Below are 22,643 nucleotides of genomic sequence, written 5' to 3'. Positions count from 1 at the left end.
GGTGTTCTCCAGAGCCAGCACGCAAAGAAGGGGCCGCCGACGACGTCACCCGGTCGTCACGGGGACAGGGACTTTCACCCCGTCGATTGGCACGCTGTTCAGTTCTCAACGAACGGTCGCTTCCTTCGAACCCGTTTCACGGGGCCCTCCGGGCGATGACTTCAGATTGACCTAGGTCAATCTGACTGTCAAGGGAGACTCAGGCAGAATCCGAAATTGACCTAGTACAGCTACGCTCGAGGCATGGATTCCAGCCCCGAAGCGCCCAAGCCGACGGCCAAAGAGATCGCCACGAACCTGCGCGAGCAGATCGCAGACGGCACCTACGGGCCCAACGCCCAACTCCCGCCAGCCCGCAAGCTGGCCAAGGAGTTTGGTGTGCAGCTCATGACCGTGCAGAGCGCTATCCGACAGCTCCGGGACGAGGGCCTGGTCGTTACCCAGCAGGGACGCGGGACGTTCGTCCGCGACCCCGCCATGCCACTCGGCACGGAGGCCGGCAGCAGTCCAGCCTTCACCGCGCTCGCCTCGGAACTCAGCGTGATTCACGAGACGCTCCGGCAGCTCGGCGACCGGCTCGACCGCTTGGAGCAGCTTGTCGGGCGTGAGACTCCGCCCTCGCAGTGAGGTCATCCGCGCGGCGCAGTAACCGTGTGGCCGTGGCGCGCGCCTCGCTCAGACTCGCTTTGATCAGCGCGAGTTCAGCGGGCGTGAGGCCGTCCCACTCGTTCGATCGCTCGTTGATCCTTGGCATGCGAACGAGCATGTGGCCGAGAAACACGAAGGACCCGGACAGAGTGTCCGGGTCCTCTTTCCTTGCAGGTCAGGCATCTTGACGACCCATCAGGAAGTCAATGAGTCGACGGCGGCGAGAACGGCATCCCAGGGAAGCCCGCGCCCAGGAGCCCCCTCGCGTGGCTCGTACAGCGGCCAGACGTCCGGCCCGTACACGAGCCGTACATCCGCCTCGCGAAGCGTTTCGATGTGTCGCCGCCACGCGGGATGGCGGGCGTGGGCAGCGTTGACCCTCGGGAAGACGATGACCGGCAAGTCCAGGATGCCGATCGCTTCGCCCACCTGGGTGAGTGCCTGGTTGTCTGCGATACCCGCAGCCAGCTTGGCCACAGTGTTCGCGCTCGCCGGGGCGACGACAAAGCAATCCACGGGAGGGTGTGGCCGCGTTTCGCCCGGAAGCCGAGGGGTGTCCCGTACGGGCAACCCTGTCAGCTTCTCCAACTCCTCGGCCTCCCCGATGGACCGCAGCCACTCGCCAGCCGTCGGCGTCAGGGTCACCGCGACCCTCCAACCGCGTTGGACGGCGGGCCCCACCAGGCCGGTCCGCAGGCTCTCCACTCCGCCGGCCCCTGTGCCAACAACGCCGAGCACTCCGCGCGTATTCGTCATCACCGACTTACTGCACCGCCTTGCATCGCTGCGCCATGATGAACATCTCGGACGATCGGGTGCCGCCGCTCACGGGTGACTGCTTGATGAGATCCCGCAGCGTCTCCCGCACACGGGGATTGTTGCGTACAAGCTGTGGGGACGTGCGCTCGGCCGTACGCAGCTCGGTAAAGGCGTCATCTCCACGGCCTGCCAGGGTGAGCGCGCGAGCGTAGTCAATGCGATGGGAGACGCCGCGCTCGGGCTGCATGTGGTCCACGTCGACCTGCCCGTTCTCGACGACGTACGAGACGTTGTCCAGGTCAAGTTCAGCCGACAGCTTGTGCAGCATGACGTTCGTCGGGCCGAAGCTGGTCTGCCAGTGGTTCGCGTCCGAGCCGAGGCGGTTGGCCAGCGTTTCGGCCCGACCAAGCAGATTCGTCGCGGTGGGCCGGTCCTGATGGCGAGCCGCCGCGATAGCGGCGCGCAGGTGAATCATGCCGAGCAGGCTCAGCGCTTCGGGATCGTCCTCCTCGATGCGGGAAGCCAGCCACGCCGCCGTAGTCTCGCCCAGCTCCATTGCGTCGTCGTACCGCCCGTTGGCGAGTAGCGCATGCGTGCCGGAGCGGGCGGCGGAAGCCAGTACCAGCGGATCACCTGACTCATCCGCCGCCCGCATCGCGCGCTCAGCGGCCAGCCACGAGATATCCGATTCGCCCACCTTCGCGAGCGTGGTAGCGGCGAGGTGATGCGTCCGGGCGGAGACTGCCCAGCAGTCCATTCGCTGCTGTACTGAGCGCGCCGCACGGTCCTCCAGTTCCTGGGCGGACTGGAGCAATCCGGGAAGCGCAGCCACTACGTTGCCGAGCCGCCCGCCCTGGTAGTCGGCCCAACTCCGCTCCACCATCGGCCGGACCGTACCGGGCATGGGGAGTTGTGCCTCTGCCTGCGGTCCGAAGAGCAGTCGGGAGAGGCGGCGGGGGCTCATGAGGGCGTCACGAACAGCAGGTACGTCATCCTGCTGTTTGTCGTCCTCCATGAGGACCGTCTGACCGATCAAGTCCCCGAGCGGGACGCGCATGACGCGCGCCAGTTCGGCGAGCATGTCGATTCGGGGCGGCTGCCGCCGGCCAGTCTCCGCCTTCGCGAGCCAGTCCGTGCTACGCCCCACGAGACCGGCAAGCACCTCTTGGGTGTAGCCCCGTCGCTTGCGGTAGAAGGCGATCCGTTCCCCAATGCTGAGGTGATCTCCAAGACCACGCATACGTGTTGCCCTCCTGGGAGTTGGAGCCAATCTCACGGTATCGAGCCGGTCACAGGGCGGACAGGTGGTCTCGCCGTGCGCACCGGCCTAGAACGAGGATGGGCGATCCCAAACAAAGAGACCCGGACGGTATGTCCGGGCCCCTCGCGTCATTGGGTTGCCTTCGGCTCGTGCCCCCTTTGAGCGGGCCCACTCAACACGAACAGAGCCTCCCCACTTCAAACAAGTGCGGCTCGCTGCCGCGCGCCCCGCGCCCCCGGCCGGGCTGCAGTTCCTGTCTTCGCCCCGCTCAGCCCGGCCGAGGGCCGCCCCGCGCTTACAGCGATCAGCCACCAGACCTCGAAAGGATGCCTCCGGCGGGGGGCGCTCAGGCTCCAGGATGGACGGGGCGCCGTAGACGAGTGCCGGTAAGTGATGACGTGCGTGGGGAGGGAGCTCCCATCCCGTCTGCCGTCGACCCAGGCAGAGCCGAGCAGACGCAGTCCCTGGCGTCCAGATCGTTCGTACGGTGGCGTGCTCCATCTGGACGCCAGGGACCACGCCCGCTCCACGGTGTGTGGGTCGACGGCAGACGGGATGGGAGCTGAGGTGAGTGGTGGGTGAAAACGGCACATTGGCCATACGATGGTGTTCGCCTTATGGGGCGAATGGGCAGGGGGGCGAATGCAGCGAAATTCGAACACTTCGATGGGTAACACGTGGAAGAAACCGGATCCCGGTAGGTCCCTTCAGGACCTTTTTACTGATGTTGCAAGCGAGCTTGTCGCAGTAGACGGACAGCCAGGTCGCACCGCAGCCGAATTGCACGCTAGCTCAAATAAGATGTGCCTTTGGCAGTGCCTCCACTGCGGTAATCAATGGCGGACAACCCCAAATGCGAGAACCAATTCAGGAAGCGGCTGCCCAAAGTGTGCACGCCAGCGCACCATCAACGCCCGCCGAACGGCTCGCGCCGGCGAGTCACTAGCCGACATGCATCCAGAAGTAGCGGCGGAATTCGTCGAGAATCTGGATAACGATTTGCTTCCATCGCAACTAAGGCCGCACAGCAGCTATAAATGCAGATGGCGTTGCCACAGATGCGGCAACGAATGGGTGGCGGCTTTGAACAATCGCACGTCCGGAGAGACAGGCTGTCCAGCTTGCTTCGAGGCTCGGCGTGGCGAAGGAAAGCGACGACCCCGCCGAGGGTCACAAACTGCCCATGAGGCACTTGGAAGCGTTGCAATTGATTTTGTGCGCAATGAGACGTCGCCGGGATTCGATTTGACCATGCTGCGGCCTGGTTCTAGCGACAGATGTACTTGGAAGTGTTCGAAGTGCGGGCACACTTGGATAGCTACAGTCAACTCACGCGTGCGTTCTCACAGAAATCGAGATGGGTCCGGATGTCGCAAGTGTTACGACCGTCGAATCTCCGCGCGTCGCAGAGCTCCCAAGGAAGGTGAATCACTCGCAGAGCGCTATCCGCAAATAAGTCAATCCTTCGTGCGAAACCTGACAACGCCAGGAGCAGGGCCCCTCATTTTGAGGGTTCGCAGCAATGACCGCTGCTTGTGGAGATGTAAAAACGGACATGAGTGGGAGACTAATGTCCTATCCCGAACCTATGGTTCCGGGTGCCCCAAATGCACCTCAGCAGGCAGGTCACGTTTCGAGCTTGAGGTGCAATCTCTGCTTACAGCTGCGACAGGGGTAGACGTCATATGCGACTACGTTGTAGAGAATGCACGCGGCAAGTCTGGGCGCCTATTCAGAGTCGACCTTTTCGTGCCATCAGTTAAGCTTCATGTCGATCTAGATCCGTTCTACACCCACAACGCAGCTCGCCACCAAGAAAAGGACGCCAGAAAAAGCACGTCCCTGAAGGATCTGGATTACGTGCGGCTTCGCGCTAAAGGACTCCCCGGCATTCCCGGCGAACACATAGAGGTAAGCGACAATACCAAGGACGGTATAGACCCATGGACGTGGACAGCCTCTCTCCAGTCTGCCATGGTTGCTCGCGGACTGAACTTCAAACTTCTCAATGCAGCACAAAGGAAGGACGCTCTCGCGCAAGCTGCGGACACCTGGGCCTCAGTCAAGGGGCGGGTAAGGTTTGAGTCCACTGCTCAAAAGTACCCCGACCTTATCCCCGAGTTTAAGAGAAACCTTACCCGCCTCGATTATGACCTGACGCTGTGCTCGCCATCCTCGTTTGACGTAGCAGAATGGCAGTGCAGCAAGTGTCAACACGTATGGCAAACGATGATACGCAACAGGAGCAACGGTTCCGGCTGCCACGCTTGCCATCGGCAAGGCGTTAACGACAATAACGTTGCCCGTTCCATGGCGTCGCCCCATGAATCATTGGCAGATCTTCGGCCGCACATAGCTGCTAGGTTCATTCAGTGCCTTAAGGACGCAAGTCGCACCCCAGAAAATTTGCGCCTCAAGAGTAATTTGCGGTGTGAATGGTTTTGCCACACAGGTCAACATACGTTCATTGCGCCAGTTTTTGCGGTATCGGATGGCGCTAAGCGTCGGTGCTGCAAGTAAGGTTTAACGGGCCGAACTTATAAGACGGTGCTCATCCGCCGGCCGTGCCCGACCCGTGAGGTCGGTAAGCCACGGTCAACAGCAATACGTGGGGTGCACGGGGCCTCCGGAGGGGTGTGAGCAGCCTATGAGCAGGGCGACTGACGAAGCTATCCAGGTCGGTTCCCCTGTCGTCACGCTCGCCCCTCGACGGGCTGTCCGGCTTAGTGGGAGGCAGACGGAAGCTCCACTACGTCGCTGTCGCTCCGCAAGAACCCATCTGCCCTCAGGTTCCCGAGGACATGCTTGGCCCGCCGGCGGTCGATCTCGTAGGTTTCCGAGACCACTTCCACAGTAAGCGTGGAGCCTGGGGCGATCTCGCCACCGTCAATGCGGGCAGCCAGAGCGTCGGAGATGCGTTGCAGCGGAGGCACATACGGGATGGCATCCTCGGCAATGTGCGCTCCGTTGTGCATCTCGGTGAGCGGAACCATGCCGTAGTTCGCGACATCACCCACCTTGAAGCCGTGCTCGCGAGCAAGGTGCACAAGGAGCCGATCCCTGTCCAACCAATCTTCCTCGATTGCCTCAGCGATCAGTTGATGGTCCGCCCGGTGTGCGCTGTTCACAGCCCCTCCGATTCGTGGGTTCTCCCCATGCAGTTCTCAAGGTAGCGGCCAGCCACTGAACGGTCCTGGCGTTCAGAAGACTCCGACGCTTCAACGGCCGTGCTGTACAGCAGCGGAGTACAGCAACCACGGCGGCCGTAACCGACTGAAAGCACGCCTGTAGAGCCGAGTCTCCAGCCCAGCAGACCTCAGCGACCGCCCGCCCGGAGTTCGCATCGAGAGGGACAGCCGTGCTAGGACTGGCGGGCAACCGTGGGGAGCGCTGGGAGTGAACGGGGAGTGGATCTTGGGAGGCGAGCCTTCCAACGCCTCGCGAGACCAACTCATACCAAGGCCCTGACCTGCGTTGAAGCTAGAGGACGCAGGTCAACGATCTTTCCGTACCTAGTTCGGGACGAAGAGGTCGTGGGTTCAAATCCCGCCACCCCGACAGCTGAGCATCAGGGTCATCTACTCACAGAGTAGGTGGCCCTGATGCGTTGTGTGTACCTGTTCTGGGGCGGCGCAGAATGGGGGGATGACTGAGAGCACCGGGTCCGCACAGGCCATGTCCATACCCGACTGGGAGAAGCGCTTCAGGGCGCCGCGCGTCTCGCTGCCCGACTGGGCCGAGGACGCGCCGGACCGCGCGTTGTTCGTGTCCAACGCGACGGGGACGTACGAGCTGTACGCCTGGGACCGGGCGACCGGAGCGCAGCGGCAGGCCACCGACCGGCCGAACGGGACCACGGACGGGGTGCTGACGCCCGACGGCGAGTGGATCTGGTGGTTCAGCGACACGGACGGGGACGAGTTCGGCGTCTGGATGCGGCAGCCGTTCGCGGGTGGCGCGGACGAGCCGGCGGCGCCGGGGCTGGAGCCGTCGTACCCCGGCGGGCTCGCGCTCGGGCGGGACGGGACGGCGGTGGTGGGGCGCTCGACCGACGAGGACGGGTCCACGGTGCATGTCGTACGGCCGGGCGCCGGGCCCGTCGAGATCTACCGGCACCGGGAGTCGGCCGGTGTCGGAGACATGTCGCACGACGGGACGCTGGTCGCGATCGAGCACACCGAGCACGGCGACGCGATGCACTCCGCGCTGCGGGTGATGCGGCTGGACGGCAGCGGTGTGGCCGAGCTGGACGACACCCGCGGCGGGGAGGCCGAGCTGGGGCTCGAGGTGCTCGGCTTCGCTCCGGTCGACGGGGACACCCGGCTGCTGGTCGGGCATCAGCGGCGCGGGCGCTGGGAGCCGATGGTGTGGGACGTGGCGTCGGGCGAGGAGACCGAGCTGGGGATCGAGCTGCCGGGCGACGTATCGGCCGAGTGGTATCCGGACGGGTCCGCGCTGCTCGTCGTCCACAGCTTCGAGGCGCGCAGCGAGCTGTGGCGGTACGACTTCGCCACGCGGCAGCTGGTGGAGGTCGAGACGCCGGCCGGTACGGTGTCGGGCGCCACGGCCCGGCCGGACGGGTCGGTGGAGTTCCTGTGGTCCTCGGCGGCCCGGCCGCCGGTGGTGCGGTCGACGTCGGGGCGCGTGGTGCTCGACCCGCCGGGGGCGAAGGCGCCGGCGTCGGTGCCGGTGGAGGACGCCTGGGTGGAGGGGCCCGGCGGGCGGATCCACGCGCTCGTGCAGAAGCCGGCCACCGGACAGGGGCCGTTCCCGACGGTCTTCGAGATCCACGGCGGGCCCGCCTGGCACGACAGCGACGCGTTCGCGGCCGGGCCGGCGGCGTGGGTGGACCACGGCTACGCGGTCGTGCGGGTCAACTACCGCGGTTCCACCGGGTACGGGCGCGCGTGGACGGACGCGCTCAAGCACCGGGTCGGGCTGATCGAGCTGGAGGACATCGCGGCGGTCCGGGAGTGGGCGGTCTCGTCCGGCCTCGCGGACCCGGCGAAGCTGGTGCTGGCGGGTGGTTCGTGGGGCGGGTACCTGACGCTGCTCGGTCTCGGTACGCAGCCGGAGGCGTGGACGGTGGGGCTGGCGGCGGTGCCGGTCGCCGACTACGTGACGGCGTACCACGACGAGATGGAGGCGCTGAAGGCGCTGGACCGCACGCTGCTGGGCGGCTCGCCGGAGGAGGTCCCGGAGCGCTTCGAGGCGTCCTCGCCGCTGACGTACGTCGACGCGGTGCGGGCCCCGGTCTACATCTCCGCGGGCGTCAACGACCCCCGCTGCCCGATCCGCCAGGTCGAGAACTACGTGGACCGGCTGGCGGCGCGGGGAGCGGTGTACGAGGTGTACCGGTACGACGCGGGGCACGGGTCGCTGGTGGTGGAGGAGCGGATCAAGCAGGTCCGGCTGGAGCTGGAGTTCGCCGCCCGGCATCTGGGTTAGCGGGGGCGGGGGCCGGATTCCTGGGGCGGGTCCCCGGGTCCGGCCCCCCGAACGGGCCGGAACGCCCGCGTCCGGAGACCCCGGGCTGGGTGCGGGGCGAGGTGGGCCCGTACCTTGGTGGGGTGTACCGGTTCCTGCTGACGCCCCGCTGGTGGGGGATCCACCTCTTCGTCGTGCTGGCCATTCCCTTCTGTGTCTTCATGGGGTCCTGGCAGCTCGGGCGGTTCGAAGACCGCGTCGAGACCCACCAGGCCGCCGAGGAGAAGCCCGATCCGGGCACGCAGGCCGCCGTACCCCTCGAAGAGCTGCTTCCCGTCGACAAAGAGACCTCCGGGCGGCCCGCCACCGCGACCGGGCGCTACGTCGAGCAGTTCGTCGTGCCCGGACGGGAGCTCGACGGCAAGCGCGGCTCCTACGTGCTGACCCTGCTGCGTACGGACGACGGCAAGGCACTGCCCGTCGTGCGCGGCTGGCTGCCCGCCGGGGGCAGGGCCGCGGCCGCGCCCTCGGGCGAGGTCACCGTGACCGGCGCGCTCCAGGCGTCCGAGAACTCGGGCACCGACGGCGTGCACACCGGCGGCGGACTGCCGGCGGGGCAGGTGGGGATGATCAGCGCCGCCTCGCTCGTCAATCTCGTCCCGTACGACGTGTACGACGCCTGGATCACCCTCACCGAGGGCGATCCCGGCCTGCGGCCCGTCCCCGCGGTCGCACCGCAGGGCAGCGGTCTCGATCTCAAGGCGTTCCAGAACCTCGGCTACACCGGCGAATGGTTCGTCTTCGCGGGCTTCGTGCTCTTCATGTGGTTCCGGCTCCTGCGCCGTGAGGCGGAGGCCGCCCGGGACCTCGCCCTCGGAATCCTGCCGGAGGGCCCAGAGGCTCCGGGGGTGACAGAGGTACGGGAGAGCGGGGACGGGCAGCAGGCCGCCGAGGTGGCGGTCGGCGCGGGCGCCGGCGACGCGGCCGGTCCCGACGGCAGGCGCGACTGAGGGGTACGGCGACGGGGCGGGCGCCGTCTCCGGCCGTGCCCGCCCCGTCGCCGTACCCCTGCGCTCCGCTACTGCGCCGCCAGCACGCCCGTACGGTAGATCGTCCCCGCGCACGCGTGGGAGATCGTCGCCGCCGCGCTGGACGCACCCGCCTCCGGTGTGTGGCTCACCGAGACACTGCCGTCCGCCGTGCCGCCGTCCTCAGTGCCGAGCTGCGGCTCCATGCCGGTCTTCTCCGTCTCGGTCCCGTCGCCCGTGCCGCCGGCCCCGCCGTCTTCCGTACCGCCTGTCGGGCCCGGGTCAGGGCCCGGATCGCTGGGCACGGGGTCGGGCGAGGGGTCGGTCGTCGGGCAGCTCTCCGTCGGTACCCAGGCGAACTTCACCTCGTACGCCATGTCGGGCTCCAGCAGCAGGCCGGTCGTCTCCAGGGACGGGTCCGGCAGACCGGCCGCAGCGTCGCCCGAAGTGTGGTCGACGACGTTGATACGGCTGGGGTCGGCCGCGCCCATCGGCTGCGCGTACACCGAGCCCCGGCCGGCGACCGTGCACTGCATGCCGGAGACGTTGACGACCCGGAACGTGCCGTACACCTTGCCCTCGGCGTCGGGCACGCCGGTACCCGCCGAGACGACCGCGAGCTGGCTCGCGCCGCAGGTCGGCGTCGCCGCGGGCAGGCTGTCCGGAGCGCCACCGCCGCCGCCACCGCCGCCGCCAGCGCCACCACCGGTGCGGCGGCTCTTGCCGGCGTCCGAAGAACCCTTCTCGGCGTCCTTCTCCTTCTTTCTCTGCTTCTTCTTCTCTTCTCGGGAGAGCTCCTTCTCGGAAGGCTTCTCCACCACCCTTTTGCCCTTGCCGCCCTCGACGCCCTTCTCCCAGCCGGTGCCGCCGTGCGTGTCCCGCCCGTGGCCCGCTATCGACGGGCGGCCGTCGGCCGCCTCGTCGGAGTTCGCCACGTGGACGAAGGCGGGGACAGCCGTGCCGATGAAGAGCGCGGCGGCCGCCATGCCGACGACGGCCTGGCGCCGTCTGGCGCGCCGGGCGGGAACCGCCTTGCGCAGGTGTTCCAGGGCGTCCCGGGAGGGCTCCAGCTCTTCCACGGCGCCGCGCAGCATCCGGCGCAGGGCAAGCTCGTCGCCCGTGCCGAGGCCGTCGTCCGTACCCAGGCCGCCGCCCGTATCGGGAGCGTCGTCCGCAGCGGGACCGTCGCTCGTGCCGAGGCCGTCGTCCGTGCCGGGTTCGTCGCGCTCGTTCGGACTGTCGTTCACTGTCGCTTTTCCAGTCAGGTCGTTCAACGGCCCGTCCGGCCCGTGCCGCTCTTGCTTTCCGCTCATGCCGAAGCCTCCATGGCGACGCGGAGCGCCGCTATGCCGCGTGAACCGTACGCCTTCACCGAACCCAGGGATATCCCCAGCGTCTCGGCGCACTGAGCCTCCGTCATGTCCGCGAAGTACCGCAGGACCAGCACCTCGCGCTGGCGTCGCTGGAGTCCCCGCATCGCCTTGATCAGCGCGTCACGCTCCAGCTGGTCGTACGCCCCCTCCTCCGCGCTCGCCATGTCCGGCATCGGCTTCGACAGCAGCTTCAGGCCGAGGATGCGGCGGCGCAGCGTGGAGCGGGAGAGGTTGACGACGGTCTGGCGCAGGTAGGCCAGGGTCTTCTGCGGGTCGCGGACCCGGTTGCGCGCGGAGTGCACACGGATGAAAGCTTCCTGCACAACGTCCTCACACGAGGCCGTGTCGTCGAGCAGGAGGGCCGCGAGGCCGAGCAGGGAACGGTAGTGAGCCCGGTAGGTCTCGGTCAGGTGATCGACTGTGGTGCCCGCGGTCATGACGTCCTCAGCGCCCTCACGCGCGGACGGTATACGGGCGGGACGTGTGGTCGGCATGGGGGCGATCACCGGCATGCCGCCGGGCGTGCGGGGCCGCCGGAGCGGGCGCACTGCTGCGCCCCGAGCCGGGCCCACTGTGATGTCGAGTACCTCTGCCACGCCTGTTGGACACGCTTCCCCCCGACAGGGTTGTACGCGCGAGGCACCGCTTTTGACGGTGTTACAAACGCCCGCATGCGCACCCGCCCTCCTGAATGCCCCAATTGTCGCGGCGTTTTGCCGGGGCGATCGCAAAGACGCTCCCCTCCCAACTGCCGGTTGCAGTAAGGCGGGGAGCGAATAGTCGAACAGAACTGCACTCCGGTTCAAGTAGTACAGAATCCGTCTTGATCACAGAGCGTTCACAGATCCTACAAAGGATTCCGCTTCTCACCGCCCCGATTTCACCGCCGGGCTACGCCGCTCCCAGCTCGGCGGCCACCAGCTCGGCGATCTGCGCGGTGTTGAGCGCGGCGCCCTTGCGGAGGTTGTCACCGCACACGAAGAGTTCGAGCGCCGTCGGATCGTCCAGCGACCGCCGCACCCGTCCCACCCATGTCGGGTCGGTCCCCACCACGTCGGCCGGCGTCGGGAACTCCCCCGCCGCCGGGTCGTCGAACAGCACCACACCCGGCGCGGTCGCCAGGATCTCGTGCGCCCGCTCGACCGAGACCTCGTTCTCGAAGCGCGCGTGCACCACCAGGGAGTGCGTGGTGAGCACCGGCACCCGGACGCATGTGACCGACACCGGCAGACCGGGCCGGCCCAGGATCTTGCGCGACTCGGCGCGGACCTTGAGCTCCTCCGACGACCAGCCGTCGTCCTCGAGCGAGCCGGCCCACGGCACCACGTTCAGCGCGATCGGGGCGGCGAAGGGCCCGGTGTCGTCGCCCACCGCGCGTCGCACGTCACCGGGGTGCGTCCCCAGCTCCGTACCCGCGACGAGCGAGAGCTGGGTGCGCAGTGCCTCGACGCCGGCCCGGCCCGCGCCGCTCACGGCCTGGTACGAGGAGACGACGAGGCCGGCGAGACCGAACTCGGCGTGCAGCGCGCCGACCGCCACGATCATCGACAGCGTCGTGCAGTTCGGGCTCGCCACGATGGACCGCGGGCGGGTCCGTACGGCATGCGGATTGACCTCGGGAACGACCAGCGGGACATCCGGATCCATCCGGAAGGCCGCGGAACTGTCCACCACCACCGCGCCCTGGGCGGCGGCGACGGGCGCCCACCGCGCGGCCACCTCGTCGGGCACGTCGAACATCGCGACGTCGACGCCCCTCAGGGCCTCTTCCGAGAGCGCCAGGACCTCGGTCTCCTCCCCGCGCACGACCAGCTTGCGGCCGGCCGAGCGCGGGGAGGCGAGGAGTCGGATCTCGCCCCAGACGTCGGCGTGCTGGGACAGGATCTGGAGCATGACGGCGCCGACGGCTCCGGTCGCCCCGACGACCGCGAGCGTCGGCTTGCCGGTCACCGCCCGGTGCCTCCGTAGACGACCGCCTCGTCGGAGTCGCTGTCCAGGCCGAAGGCGGAGTGCACGGCGCGCACGGCCTCGTTGACGTCGTCGGCGCGGGTGACGACCGAGATGCGGATCTCGGACGTCGAGATCAGCTCGATGTTCACACCCGCGTCGGCAAGTGCCTCGAAGAAGCCCGCCGTCACACCCGGGTTCGTCTTCATGCCGGCGCCGACCAGGGAGATCTTGCCGATCTGGTCGTCGTAACGGAGGGAGTCGAAACCGATGGTGCTCTTCGTCTTCTCCAGGGCGTCGATGGCCTTGCGGCCCTCGGTCTTGGGAAGGGTGAAGGAGATGTCGGTCAGACCCGTCGACGCGGCCGAGACGTTCTGCACGACCATGTCGATGTTGATCTCGGCGTCCGCGATGGACCGGAAGATCGCCGCGGCCTCGCCCGGCTTGTCCGGTACGCCGACGACCGTGACCTTGGCTTCGGAGACGTCGTGGGCGACTCCGGAGATGATGGCGTGCTCCACCTGCTGGTCCCCTTGCGGCTCGTTGCTGACCCAGGTGCCGCGCAGTCCCGAGAAGGACGAGCGGACGTGGATCGGGATGTTGTAACGGCGTGCGTACTCCACGCACCGGTGCAGCAGCACCTTGGAGCCGGAGGCGGCGAGCTCCAGCATGTCCTCGAAGGAGATCCAGTCGATCTTCCGGGCCTTCTTCACGACCCGGGGGTCGGCGGTGAAGACACCGTCCACATCGGTGTAGATCTCACAGACCTCGGCGTCCAGCGCTGCCGCGAGGGCGACCGCGGTCGTGTCCGACCCGCCCCGGCCGAGGGTGGTGATGTCCTTCTTGTCCTGGGACACACCCTGGAAACCGGCGACGATGGCGATGTTGCCCTCGTCGAGGGCGGTGCGGATCCGGCCCGGCGTGACATCGATGATGCGCGCTTTGTTGTGGACCGAGTCGGTGATGACACCTGCCTGGCTGCCCGTGAACGACTGGGCCTCGTGGCCCAGGTTTTTGATCGCCATGGCCAGCAGGGCCATGGAAATCCGCTCACCCGCGGTCAGCAGCATGTCGAATTCACGTCCGGCAGGGATGGGGGATACCTGCTCGGCGAGGTCGATCAACTCGTCCGTCGTGTCACCCATCGCCGAAACCACGACGACGACCTGGTGGCCGTTCTTCTTGGCATCGACGATTCGCTTGGCGACCCGCTTGATGCCTTCGGCATCGGCTACGGAGGAGCCTCCGTACTTCTGCACGACAAGGCCCACGTGCGCTCCTCGTTAGTCATTACTGCGGTCGGCTCATTTTACCGAGCGGGGCGGGACCGCCCACGTGATATCGCATCGTGAGATGTCCCGCTCACGATCCGGCCATGCGGCGACCCGCCCGCTCGGTGGGAATGCCTGCCCCGGCGGACTCCGGGTACGCGGAACGTGGGGCGGGTCACACGCTCGCACGCTCCCGTGCACCACAGGTCATCGCAGGTCACCGCAGGTCTCAGGTCGCCGTGTGCAGGCCCAGCGGGCCCGCCAGCTCCTCGGCCATGACCTTGCCGGCTTCCTTCTCCAGGTCCTCCTCGTCCAGGTCCTCGTCCGTGTCCAGGCCGTCCAGCTCCTGCAGCGGCTGGTCCAGGCGGACGTGCGCCACCAGGGACTGGAGGGCGCGCAGACAGGCGGAGGCGGTGGGGCCCCAGTTCGAGAAGTACGAGAACTGCCACCACCACAGCGCTTCGGTGGTCCGCCCCGCCCGGTAGTGGGCCAGGCCGTGGCGCAGGTCGGTGATGATGTCGGCCAGGTCGTCGGAGATGCGGCAGGCGACGGGCGCCTTGCGCGGCTCGTACGGGTCGAAGACCTCGGAGTACACGTCGATCGGGTCGAGCATGACGGCGAAACGCCGGCGCAGGTCGTCCGGGTCCGGCTCCGGGCCGGTGTCCGCCTCGTAGCGGTCGTCGGGAACGATGTCCTCGTGCGCGCCCAGCCTGCCGCCGGCCAGGAGAAGCTGGGACACCTCCAGCAGCAGGAACGGGACCGCGCTGTCGGGCTCGTCGCCCTTCGCCACTTCCGTGACGGCGACGATGAAGCTCTCGATCTGGTCGGCGATCTGGACCGCGAAATCGTCCGGGTCCTGCACCACCGCATGCAGCAGCTTGGCATCAGACATCGAGCAATCGTCTCCCCTCGAAGGCACGGCCCAGCGTGACCTCGTCGGCGTACTCAAGATCTCCCCCGACGGGGAGTCCACTGGCCAGGCGCGTCACCCGCAGACCCATCGGCTTGACCATCCTGGCCAGGTACGTGGCGGTCGCCTCGCCCTCCAGGTTCGGATCGGTGGCCAGGATCAGCTCGGTGACGGTGCCGTCCGCGAGGCGCGTCAGCAGCTCGCGGATCCGCAGGTCGTCGGGGCCCACGCCCTCGATGGGGCTGATGGCCCCGCCGAGTACGTGGTAGCGGCCGCGGAACTCGCGCGTCCGCTCGACCGCGACGACATCCTTCGGCTCTTCGACGACACAGATGACCGCCGGGTCGCGGCGCGGATCACGGCAGATCCCGCACCGCTCCTCCTGTGCGACATTGCCGCACACCACGCAGAAACGGACCTTGTCCTTGACCTCCACGAGGGCATGGGCGAGGCGGCGCACATCGGTCGGCTCGGCCTGGAGGATGTGGAAGGCGATCCGCTGCGCGCTCTTGGGACCGACGCCGGGCAGCCTGCCCAACTCGTCGATGAGGTCCTGGACCACGCCTTCGTACAACGGATTGCCTTCCTTGCCCTGCCGGTGCTGCGGTCTTGCCTGGTACGTACGGTAGTTCCTGCGGGGCCGCCTTAGAAGGGCAGACCCGGCATCCCGCCCAGCCCCTGGGCCAGCGGGCCGAGCTTCTCCTGCTGGAGCTGGTGCGCGTTCTCGTTCGCGGCCTGGACCGCGGCGACGATCAGGTCCGCGAGGGTCTCGGTGTCCTCCGGGTCGACCGCCTTGGGGTCGATCACCAGGGCGCGGAGCTCTCCGGAGCCGTTGACGGTCGCCTTCACCAGACCACCGCCGGCCTGACCGTCGACGTCGGTCCGCGCGAGCTCCTCCTGCGCCTTGGCGAGGTCCTGCTGCATCTTCTGGGCCTGCTGGAGCAGCTGCTGCATGTTGGGCTGGCCACCACCGGGAATCACGGTCACTCCTGGCACTTCGTCGACGATTGTTTCGGTAAGGCGAGCCTACGTGTTCGACGGGCAGCGCGCGCCATGCCCTGCGAGGGACTCTTTCGAGTGAGACCGCCGGGCTCCTACGGCTGACCACGTCCTGGTTCCGGCCGGAAAAACCGGTATATCGGCCCCACGGCCCACCATTCGGCGGTAGGAAGAGCACGCCACACCACTTCACGCAATGTCACGGATCACGCATACAGCGCAAGCGCAGAGGAGTGCCCGGTGAGCCAGCCGGAGATGCAGCCCGAGGGGTCGCCGGTCCGGGGGGAGGGCGGGGGCGCCCCCGAGCGGTCGCACGACGAGGGCGACCTGACCGGGAGGCCCTTTCCCCTCGGCGACTGGGGCGAGCCGGCGGAGCGCCTCGACGAGCTCTACCGGTGGGTGGAGGCGAACGCGCTGCGCACGGCCGGCTGGTACCTCGCCGACCGGACCTGGAAGCGGCGCGGGGCCCGTGCGCTGCGGGCGGGTACGGCCGCCGGCGTGATCACCGGGGCCTCGCTGCCGCTCGTCGACCTGGCGGGGGCGGTGGACGGCGCCGCGGGGTGGGGCTACCTGGCGCTGCTGCTGGGAGCCGCGTGCGTGGCCTGCGACCGGTACTTCGGGCTCACGTCGGGATGGGTCAGGGACGTGGCCACGGCGCAGGCGGTGCAGCGGCGCCTGGAGGCGTTGCAGTTCGACTGGGCGTCGGAGAGCGTACGGGAGATCCTCGGCCCGGCGGAGGGGACGGCCGGCGAGGCGGCCGAGCGGTGCCTGACCGTGCTGCGGCGGTTCTCGGAGGACGTGGCGGAGCTGGTGCGGTCGGAGACCGCGGACTGGATGACGGAGTTCCGGGCGGGGTACGTGCCCCTGGGAACGCGGCCCGCGGAGGGGGCCGGCACGGCCCGCCCGGACGGCGGGGCGCCGGCCGGGCGGTACACGTTGCCTCCGGGGACGCGGCCGAACATGCCGCGGCAGCGGCCCCCGGAGTCGCCCCGCTGAGGCGGGCGCGGCGGTTTCGTACGGCTAGCTGAAGATGATCATGGAGCCTTGGCCGAGGCTCCGGGTCGCCGCCGCGTGCAGGCCCAGCCAGACGTGGCGTTCGCGGGCGAAGGGACTGTCGTCGTACGGAAGGGCGTCCGCCGGCTCTTCCAGGGTGGTGGGCCGGGCGGGCGGGCGGGGCGGTGACGGCGGGTTCACCGGATCGATGCCTATCGCGGGGGCGACGAATTCCAGCTCGCGCAGCAGGCCCTGGGTGGAGCCCAGCGGGCCGCCGCCGGCCAGGAGTTCCTCGTTGGACAGGGGCGCCGCGTAGTCCACCGGGACGTACGCGCCCGCGTGGTCGTAGTGCCAGACCAGGTGCGACTGCTGGGCCGTCGGTTCGAACATCTCCAGGAGCTGCTCGTAGTCGCCGCCCAGGGCGTCCACCGGCGTCACCTCCAGGCCGCAGATCCGGAGCAGGTACGCGCGGCGCAGGAAGTGCAGGGCGTCGTAGTCGAAGCCCGCCACCGGGGCGACGTCACCCGAGAGGCCCGGCATGTAGGCGAACACGGGAACGGTCGGCAGGCCCGCTTCGGTGAGGGCCTTGTCGTACGACGCGATCTCTTCGGCGAAGGGGTTGTCGGGGCTGTGGCACAGCACATCGACGAGGGGGACCAGCCACAGGTCACAGGCCACGTACGGCTCGCTCTCCACTGGGTTCGTGCGGCAGTCCAGGCAGCGTAGTGCTACCGGGTCGCCGCGCACAGTTCGCGGGTCGCCCCAGTCTGTTCAACCGATGCGGCCGCTCTCGCCACGTTCGCCGCTCTCGAGCCCCTCGGCCCACGCCAGCATCTTCGCGTGGTACGCCCCGATGACCGCCCGCACCGCCTCGACGTCCCCCCGCGTCACCGCGTCCACGACGTCCGAGTGGCCGTTCCACATCCGGGCCCCGAGGTCCGGGTCGCCCCGCAGGTGCGGGACGGAGAAGACCCAGCAGCGCAGCCGCAACTGGTGCAGGAACGTGGAGATGTGCGGGTTCTCGACGAGGACGCCGAGCTCGCGCCAGAAGCGCAGGTCGTACCCGATGAATATGTCCAGGTCCCCGGCGCGGGCCGCCCGCGCCGCCTCGTCCGCCCGGCGTCTTACGGCCATGAGCACGCTGGCCCCCGTCACGCTCCGGCCGCTTTCGGCGAGCTTGCGGAAGATGCCGTCGGCGATCAGGGAACGTGCTTCGACCATGCCCCGGAAGTCCTCCACCGAGATCTCGCGGACGCGGAAGCCGCGGTGCTGGTCGGAGTCGAGCAGGCTCTGCGCCGCCAGGTCGACGAGCGCTTCCCTGACGGGCGTCGCGGAGACCCCGTACTGGTCGGCGATCTGCTTGACGGTGAATTCCTGCCCCGGCCGCAAACGCCCCGCGAGCACCTCGTCACGCAGTGCGTCGGCTATCTGCTGCCGCAGGGTATTGCGGGTCACAGGTCCGCTCGCGGGCATGGCGTCTTTCCCCTTCGTCCGGCTCCGGACACCTTAGGCGGTGCTGCCGGGAGCCTGGGGGAAGGGGCGGCGGCGCCCCCTTCGCGCGCGGGCGGGACGCGCGCGAAGGGGGCGCCGCGGAAGAGGGGCGTGTCAGGCGGTGGTGTGCTCGTCCGCCGCCGACAGGGCGATGTCCAGGGCCGCCAGGCCCTCCTTCGCCTCCGCCTCGGTGACGTTGCACGGCGGGACGACGTGCGTGCGGTTCATGTTGATGAAGGGCCACAGGCCGTTCTTCTTGCAGGCCGCGCCGAACGCCGCCATCGGGGCGTTGGCCTCGCCCGTCGCGTTGTACGGGACGAGCGGTTCACGGGTCTCGCGGTCCTTGACCAGGTCGAGGGCCCAGAACATGCCCGTACCGCGGATCTCGCCGATGCTCGGGTGGCGCTCCGCCAGCTCGCGCAGGCCCGGGGCGATCACCGTCTCGCCGATGCGCGCGGCGTTCTCGACGACGCCCTCCTCCTCCATCACCCGGAGGGTGGCGACGGCGGCCGCGCAGGCCAGCGGGTGGCCGGAGTAGGTGAGGCCGCCGGGGTAGGGGCGCTTCTCGAAGGTCTCGGCGATCTCGGCGGAGATCGCCACGCCGCCCAGCGGCACGTAACCCGAGTTGACGCCCTTCGCGAAGGTCATCAGGTCCGGTACGACGTCGAAGTGCTCGGAGGCGAACCACTTGCCCGTACGGCCGAAGCCCGCCATGACCTCGTCGAGGACGAAGACGATGCCGTACCGGTCGCAGATCTCGCGCACGCCCGCGAGGTAGCCGGGCGGCGGCGTCATGATGCCGGCCGTGCCCGGGATCGTCTCCAGCACGATCGCGGCGATCGCGGCCGGGCCCTCGAAGGCGATGGTGTCTTCGAGGTGCTGGAGCGCGCGGGCGCACTCCTGGGCCTCGGTCTCGGCGTAGAAGGGCGAGCGGTACAGGAACGGCCCCCAGAAGTGCACCGTCCCCGACGTGCCGTTGTCGGAGGCCCAGCGGCGCGGGTCGCCGGTCAGGTTGATCGCGGTGGTCGTACCGCCGTGGTACGAGCGGTAGGCGGCCAGCACCTTGTGGCGGCCCGTGTGCAGACGGGCCATGCGGACGGCGTTCTCGACGGCCTCGGCGCCGCCGTTGGTGAAGAAGATCTTGTCGAGGTCGCCGGGGGTGCGCTCGGCGATGAGGCGTGCGGCCTCGGAGCGCGGTTCGACGGCGAAGGCGGGCGCGAAGGTGGAGAGGGTCGCGGCCTGCTCCTGGATCGCCGCGACGACCTTCGGGTGCTGGTAGCCGATGTTGGTGAAGACGAGGCCGCTGGCGAAGTCGAGGTAGCGGTTGCCTTCGTAGTCCCAGAAGTACGAACCCTCGGCGCCGGCGACGGCGAGCGGATCGATCAGGCCCTGGGCGGACCAGGAGTGGAACACGTGGGCGCGGTCTGCGGCCTTCACGGCCGCGCCGGCCCGGGAATCGACATGAGGGGTCATGGGGCCAGCGTAGAGACGCCCGGATGGAGCACGACATGGCCACCTTGTATGGACTGCGCCACTTTGGTGAGCAGGGTGTCGATGCCCCCGGTCACTTTTGACAGCATGCTGTCCAGTAGGCAGTATGCTGTCATAAGACTTCGGAACCGGGGAGACCGTCATGACAGCCAAGACCGTGCACCTCGCCGTTTACGACACCTTCGCCGACTGGGAGACGGGCCACACCACCGCCCACCTCGCGCAGAACGGCTACACCGTCCGGACCGTCGCCGCGACCACCGGTCCCGTCACGACCATGGGCGGCCTGCGCATCCAGCCCGACCTCACCCTCGACGACGTACGCCCCGAGGACAGCGCCCTGCTCGTCCTCACCGGCGCGAGCCTCTGGACCGAGACAGCAGCCGCCGCCACGGCGGGCTCCGACGGCCTCGCCCCCTTCGCCCGCAAGGCGCGCGCGTTCCTCGACGCGGGCGTGCCGGTCGCCGCGATCTGCGGGGCCACGGCCGGGCTGGCGCGCGAGGGACTGCTCGACGACCGCGCGCACACCGGCGCCGCGTCCTTCTGCCTGGCCGCGACCGGCTACAAGGGCGGCGAGCACTACCGCGAGGCGGACGCCGTCACCGCCGAGGACGGCCTCCTGATCACCGCGGGACCGACCGAGCCGGTCGCGTTCGCGCGCGAGGTCTTCTCCCGCCTCGGTGTGTACGAGGGCGAGAAGCTCGACGCCTGGTACCGGCTGTTCCACGACTCGGACGCGTCGGCCTTCGAGGTGCTGGAGTCGTGAGCGGCGAAAACACCCCGGAGCAGGAACTGCTGAGCCGCACCGCGCTCGGCGTCTTCCGTCTGAACGGCCAGTTCCTCGCCGTCTCCGAGGACCTGGCCCGCCCGGCCGGGCTGACCGCCGCCTGGTGGCAGGTCGTCGGCGCCGTCCTCCACGAGCCCCTGCCCGTCGCCGGGATCGCCCGCGCCATGGGGATCACCCGCCAGAGCGTGCAGCGCATCGCCGACCTCCTCGTGACGAAGGGCCTCGCGGAGTACGCCCCCAACCCCGCCCACCGCCGGGCCAAGCTGCTGCGGCCCACCCCGGCCGGCCGGGACGCCGTACGGAAGATCGAGCCGGGACACACGGCGCTCGCGGCGCGGCTCGGGGCGGAGCTGGGCGAGGAGGGGTTCGCCGAGACGGTGCGGGTGCTGGAGCGGCTCTCCAAGGCGCTGGAAGCGGTCGCGGAGCCCGCGCGCGTCCCGCAACCGTAGGCACCCGGAACCCGTCGTTGTCGTACCGGCGCACTACTCTCGGTCCGTTGGGGGACGTTTCGGGGGAGGGGTGACGCCGTCATGGAGGAGCTGGGTCCGAAAGACCCGCAACAGATCGGCGCCTACCGGCTGTTGGCACGCCTCGGTGCGGGCGGGATGGGGCAGGTCTACCTGGCCCGCTCCGACCGCGGCCGTACGGTCGCGGTCAAGCTGGTACGGCAAGAACTCGCCGAGCAGGAGGAGTTCCGCGCCCGCTTCCGCCAGGAGGTGGCGGCGGCGAGACGGGTCGGGGGGCAGTGGACGGCGCCGGTTCTCGACGCCGACACGGAGGCGGCGATCCCGTGGGTCGCCACGGGGTACGTCGCGGGGCCGGACCTCCAGGCGGTCATTTCCGGGCACGCCGCCGGCCACGGCCCGCTGCCGGAGCGGTCCGTCCACATCCTGGGGGCGGGCCTCGCGCACGCGCTCCGGGACATCCACGCGGCCGGCCTCGTCCACCGCGACCTCAAACCGTCCAACATCCTCATCACCATCGACGGCCCCCGCGTCATCGACTTCGGCATCGCGCGCGCCCTGGAGACGGCCACGACCACCGTCGCCCTGACCAGGGTCGGCGCCCTGGTCGGCTCCCCCGGGTTCATGGCCCCGGAGCAGGTCCGCGGCGAGCCGATCACCCCGGCGTGCGACATCTTCTGCCTGGGCTCGGTCCTGGCGTACGCGGCGACGGGCCGCCTCCCGTTCGGCACGGCCGACAGCGGCGTCCACGCGCTGATGTACCGCATCGCGACCGAACCACCGGCGCTGGGCCGGATCCCGGAGGGCCTCCAGGACCTCGTCCGGGCCTGCCTGCACAAAGACCCCACCGCACGCCCCGCCCTCACCGACATCCTGGAGCGCACCCGGGGCGGCGCCGGCAACGAGCCCTGGCTCCCGGCAACCCTGGTGGCCCACCTCGGCCGCCACGCCACACACCTCCTGGACGTCGAGAACCCGGCCGATCCGGGACCACCCGGAACCCCCGGCCTGCACGCGATGCCGACCGTCGTCACGCCGCCCACCCCGGCACCGCCCACCCCGTACGCCCGGCCCCAGCCGCACCACACGCCGCCGCGTCCCCCGCACCCCGCACCCCCGCCGCACCCCACCCCGCCCGGCGGCTACGGCCACCCCGCGCCGCAGTACGCCTACCAGCCGCCGCCCCCCGAGCCACCGCCCCGCAGCGGGCGTGCGACCGCCGCGCTGATCGCCGTGGCGCTGGTCGTCGCGCTCGGCGCGGGTGGTTCCGTGTACACCTTCATGAACACGGGAAACGAAGAACAGCACACCTCCCACCAGGACACCCGCACCAAAAGCCCCGCCCCGTCCACGCAGAGGGAAAAGACACCCGCCCCCTCGCCCACCTCCACCGCCCCCCAGGACGGCTCCATACCCGCCGGATACCTCGGCACCTGGATCAGCGGCCTCGACAGCGAAGCGGGGCACAGCACACGGCGCCTCGTCATCCGGCAGGGAAAGGCGGGCGCCCCCGTCCTCTCCCTCACCGCGGACGGCCCGGCCGAGGGCGGCGGCACCTACCACTGCGTCTTCGAGGCGGACCTGGCCGCCGACCCGAGCGACGGCTCGCCCCTGCGGATCGGCCCGTCCCGCGTCACCACCGGCGAGCCGATGAGCTCCTGCACGCCGGGCGCCGCGACCGAGGTGACGCTGCTCCCCGACGGCCGGCTCCGCCGGGTGAACACCGCCGGCGGCGAGTCCCTCACGTACACGAGATCAGACTGACGAAGCCCCGCGCCACCCGGACACGGCGCG

General features: G+C 69.2%; 21 protein-coding genes. 8 read left to right on the top strand and 13 right to left on the bottom strand.

Translation table 11 applies throughout. The features are described 5' to 3' along the window. The first annotated feature begins 243 nt into the window (after positions 1-243). Positions 244-627, top strand: coding sequence for a GntR family transcriptional regulator (locus ACWDZ4_RS04785; RefSeq protein WP_451507010.1), 384 nt, complete (start codon positions 244-246; stop codon positions 625-627). 216 nt (positions 628-843) lie between these two features. Here the strand turns inward: ACWDZ4_RS04785 and ACWDZ4_RS04780 are convergent, their stop codons facing one another. Together ACWDZ4_RS04780 and ACWDZ4_RS04775 are read right to left on the bottom strand one after the other, a co-directional pair. Beyond that, complete coding sequence (locus ACWDZ4_RS04780) at positions 844-1,404, bottom strand: flavoprotein (protein WP_451507009.1); 561 nt, start codon at positions 1,402-1,404, stop codon at positions 844-846. A 7-nt stretch (positions 1,405-1,411) separates the two neighbouring features. Further along, positions 1,412-2,647, bottom strand: a complete 1,236-nt coding sequence (locus tag ACWDZ4_RS04775; protein ID WP_451507008.1) for a helix-turn-helix domain-containing protein — start codon at positions 2,645-2,647, stop codon at positions 1,412-1,414. 624 nt (positions 2,648-3,271) lie between these two features. Here ACWDZ4_RS04775 and ACWDZ4_RS04770 point away from each other — a divergent pair. Continuing rightward, positions 3,272-5,188: a zinc-ribbon domain-containing protein gene (locus ACWDZ4_RS04770; RefSeq protein ID WP_451507007.1), complete on the top strand. Its 1,917-nt coding sequence runs from the start codon at positions 3,272-3,274 to the stop codon at positions 5,186-5,188. Positions 5,189-5,391: 203 nt separating this feature from the next. Here ACWDZ4_RS04770 and ACWDZ4_RS04765 read toward each other — a convergent pair whose 3' ends face one another. Further along, positions 5,392-5,796, bottom strand: coding sequence for a hypothetical protein (locus ACWDZ4_RS04765; protein WP_451507006.1), 405 nt, complete (start codon positions 5,794-5,796; stop codon positions 5,392-5,394). 517 nt (positions 5,797-6,313) lie between these two features. Between ACWDZ4_RS04765 and ACWDZ4_RS04760 the strand changes: the two genes are divergently transcribed. After that, positions 6,314-8,116 (top strand): prolyl oligopeptidase family serine peptidase, encoded by a 1,803-nt coding sequence (locus ACWDZ4_RS04760; protein WP_451507005.1) that lies wholly within the window; start codon positions 6,314-6,316, stop codon positions 8,114-8,116. A gap of 122 nt (positions 8,117-8,238) precedes the next feature. Next, a complete protein-coding gene (locus ACWDZ4_RS04755) occupies positions 8,239-9,105 on the top strand; it encodes an SURF1 family protein (RefSeq protein ID WP_451507004.1) in 867 nt (288 codons plus the stop codon). 68 nt (positions 9,106-9,173) lie between these two features. Here the strand turns inward: ACWDZ4_RS04755 and ACWDZ4_RS04750 are convergent, their stop codons facing one another. The 7 genes from ACWDZ4_RS04750 to ACWDZ4_RS04720 all read right to left on the bottom strand — a co-directional run bounded on the left by ACWDZ4_RS04750 (position 9,174) and on the right by ACWDZ4_RS04720 (position 15,605). Beyond that, positions 9,174-10,436 carry a hypothetical protein gene (locus tag ACWDZ4_RS04750; protein ID WP_451507003.1) on the bottom strand — a complete coding sequence of 421 codons (1,263 nt, stop codon included), beginning with the start codon at positions 10,434-10,436 and terminating at the stop codon, positions 9,174-9,176. Further along, positions 10,433-11,092, bottom strand: coding sequence for a SigE family RNA polymerase sigma factor (locus ACWDZ4_RS04745; protein ID WP_093799857.1), 660 nt, complete (start codon positions 11,090-11,092; stop codon positions 10,433-10,435). Before ACWDZ4_RS04745 ends, ACWDZ4_RS04750 begins: the two co-directional genes overlap by 4 nt. A 295-nt stretch (positions 11,093-11,387) precedes the next feature. Continuing rightward, entirely contained in the window at positions 11,388-12,446 is a 1,059-nt protein-coding gene (locus ACWDZ4_RS04740) for an aspartate-semialdehyde dehydrogenase (RefSeq protein WP_451507002.1), read from the bottom strand. Further along, the gene (locus tag ACWDZ4_RS04735; RefSeq protein ID WP_214899771.1) at positions 12,443-13,714 is read right to left on the bottom strand and encodes an aspartate kinase; all 1,272 of its coding nucleotides are present in this window, start codon (positions 13,712-13,714) and stop codon (positions 12,443-12,445) included. The genes ACWDZ4_RS04740 and ACWDZ4_RS04735 overlap by 4 nt, the downstream gene beginning before the upstream one ends. Positions 13,715-13,943: 229 nt before the next feature. Then, a complete protein-coding gene (locus tag ACWDZ4_RS04730; protein ID WP_344489056.1) occupies positions 13,944-14,606 on the bottom strand; it encodes a DUF5063 domain-containing protein in 663 nt (220 codons plus the stop codon). Beyond that, positions 14,599-15,198 carry a recombination mediator RecR gene (gene recR / locus ACWDZ4_RS04725; protein ID WP_451507001.1) on the bottom strand — a complete coding sequence of 200 codons (600 nt, stop codon included), beginning with the start codon at positions 15,196-15,198 and terminating at the stop codon, positions 14,599-14,601. The genes ACWDZ4_RS04730 and recR overlap by 8 nt, the downstream gene beginning before the upstream one ends. Before the next feature lie 71 nt (positions 15,199-15,269). Further along, on the bottom strand, positions 15,270-15,605 hold the full coding sequence (locus ACWDZ4_RS04720) for a YbaB/EbfC family nucleoid-associated protein (protein WP_451507099.1): 336 nt from the start codon (positions 15,603-15,605) through the stop codon (positions 15,270-15,272). Positions 15,606-15,863: 258 nt separating this feature from the next. Between ACWDZ4_RS04720 and ACWDZ4_RS04715 the strand changes: the two genes are divergently transcribed. Next, a complete protein-coding gene (locus ACWDZ4_RS04715) occupies positions 15,864-16,619 on the top strand; it encodes an SLATT domain-containing protein (protein ID WP_451507000.1) in 756 nt (251 codons plus the stop codon). Between the two features lie 24 nt (positions 16,620-16,643). Here the strand turns inward: ACWDZ4_RS04715 and ACWDZ4_RS04710 are convergent, their stop codons facing one another. The 3 genes from ACWDZ4_RS04710 to ACWDZ4_RS04700 form a co-directional block, all read right to left on the bottom strand. After that, positions 16,644-17,294, bottom strand: coding sequence for a hypothetical protein (locus tag ACWDZ4_RS04710; protein ID WP_451507098.1), 651 nt, complete (start codon positions 17,292-17,294; stop codon positions 16,644-16,646). Positions 17,295-17,387: 93 nt separating this feature from the next. Further along, the gene (locus ACWDZ4_RS04705) at positions 17,388-18,089 is read right to left on the bottom strand and encodes a GntR family transcriptional regulator (RefSeq protein WP_451506999.1); all 702 of its coding nucleotides are present in this window, start codon (positions 18,087-18,089) and stop codon (positions 17,388-17,390) included. Between the two features lie 132 nt (positions 18,090-18,221). Further along, positions 18,222-19,580, bottom strand: coding sequence for an aminotransferase class III-fold pyridoxal phosphate-dependent enzyme (locus tag ACWDZ4_RS04700; RefSeq protein WP_451506998.1), 1,359 nt, complete (start codon positions 19,578-19,580; stop codon positions 18,222-18,224). 160 nt (positions 19,581-19,740) lie between these two features. Between ACWDZ4_RS04700 and ACWDZ4_RS04695 the strand changes: the two genes are divergently transcribed. From ACWDZ4_RS04695 to ACWDZ4_RS04685, 3 genes are all read left to right on the top strand, one after another. Then, the gene (locus ACWDZ4_RS04695; protein WP_451506997.1) at positions 19,741-20,364 is read left to right on the top strand and encodes a DJ-1/PfpI family protein; all 624 of its coding nucleotides are present in this window, start codon (positions 19,741-19,743) and stop codon (positions 20,362-20,364) included. Further along, positions 20,361-20,834, top strand: coding sequence for a MarR family winged helix-turn-helix transcriptional regulator (locus tag ACWDZ4_RS04690; RefSeq protein ID WP_451506996.1), 474 nt, complete (start codon positions 20,361-20,363; stop codon positions 20,832-20,834). The genes ACWDZ4_RS04695 and ACWDZ4_RS04690 overlap by 4 nt, the downstream gene beginning before the upstream one ends. An 81-nt stretch (positions 20,835-20,915) precedes the next feature. After that, positions 20,916-22,613 carry a serine/threonine-protein kinase gene (locus ACWDZ4_RS04685; protein WP_451506995.1) on the top strand — a complete coding sequence of 566 codons (1,698 nt, stop codon included), beginning with the start codon at positions 20,916-20,918 and terminating at the stop codon, positions 22,611-22,613. Positions 22,614-22,643 lie beyond the last annotated feature (30 nt).

The sequence above is a fragment of the Streptomyces sp. NPDC003016 genome (assembly GCF_053591455.1).
Note: the sequence above shows the minus strand (reverse complement) of the source record. Positions and strands in the feature narration are given on the sequence as shown.